This window comes from Acetomicrobium sp. S15 = DSM 107314, from assembly GCF_016125955.1.
Lineage (GTDB): Bacteria > Synergistota > Synergistia > Synergistales > Thermosynergistaceae > Thermosynergistes > Thermosynergistes pyruvativorans.
The window spans coordinates 1-461 of record NZ_JADEVE010000235.1 but is presented as its reverse complement, the minus strand read 5'-3'; the positions used below and the strand labels follow the sequence as shown (position 1 = coordinate 461).

The following is a 461-nucleotide window of genomic DNA, read 5'->3' as shown; positions in this document are numbered from 1 at the left end:
AATGAAAGATATCAAAATTGAGGAGGTAAGGACATGAGGGTGAGCGAACTGCTTTCTGAGGATCGAATACTGCTTGATTTAGACGCATCAACAAAGGAAGAGGGACTCTCCGTCGGATGAGAAAGCGAAGGGTCCCTCTTTTAAGATTTCGATGAGCCTTACATCTTCTTCGGAAAGCAGCGGGTTATAAAAGCGCTGAGTTTTAAGGCTATAGAGGCTGCCGGAGGCGAGGCGGTCATGTGGAAGGCCGGGCATTCGCTCGTCAAGGCCAAGCTGAGAGAGACGGGAGCTCTAATGGCCGCCGAGATGAGCGGTCATGTATTTTTTGAACTTTGCCAATTTTATGAAAAGAAGCCAAGCGGCAGCTTTGGCTGGTATTTCGCAAGAAGAGTTGACGAACGTTACATGGCACGGCTTTTTTAACAACATGATCCCTGTAACGCTGGGCAACATAGTAGGGG

At 48.4% G+C, this 461-nt stretch carries 1 protein-coding gene and 1 pseudogene; one reads left to right on the top strand and one right to left on the bottom strand.

What is annotated here, in order from left to right:
* Positions 1-87 precede the first annotated feature (87 nt).
* The gene (locus EZM41_RS13665) at positions 88-255 is read right to left on the bottom strand and encodes a hypothetical protein (RefSeq protein ID WP_232619154.1); all 168 of its coding nucleotides are present in this window, start codon (positions 253-255) and stop codon (positions 88-90) included.
* Between EZM41_RS13665 and EZM41_RS13660 the strand changes: the two are divergent.
* A pseudogene (locus tag EZM41_RS13660) lies at positions 223-330 on the top strand (hypothetical protein); the annotation flags it as partial. The gene EZM41_RS13665 and the pseudogene EZM41_RS13660 overlap by 33 nt on opposite strands.
* Between the last annotated feature and the right edge of the window lie 131 nt (positions 331-461).